Here is a 240-nt window from a genome sequence, read left to right as displayed (position 1 = left end):
GCTGGAGCCTGTCACGCCGTTCAGTCGTTTTATCGAATGGCTGGAACGTCAGGACCGTGAGGCAGCCCTGCAATACTGGCGTGGGTATCTGGCGGACTACGAGCAGCAAATTACGCTTCCGCAGCAAAAAACACAGTCGAAATCGATGCAAGCCGGGGAATATATCGCTGAAGATCTGGATTGCGAATTCCAGCCAGAGCTGGTTGCCCAGATCGAACGGGTGGCGAAGCAAAATCAGGT

Annotated in this window: 1 protein-coding gene; it reads left to right on the top strand. The window is 54.2% G+C overall.

The window, feature by feature from the left end:
* Positions 1-240 (top strand): condensation domain-containing protein (locus HFD99_RS25305; RefSeq protein ID WP_167441108.1); only part of this gene is annotated, 240 nt, incomplete at both ends.

This window comes from Paenibacillus sp. EKM301P (assembly GCF_011800295.1).
GTDB classification, from domain to species: domain Bacteria; phylum Bacillota; class Bacilli; order Paenibacillales; family Paenibacillaceae; genus Paenibacillus; species Paenibacillus polymyxa.
Note: the sequence above shows the minus strand (reverse complement) of the source record. Positions and strands in the feature narration are given on the sequence as shown.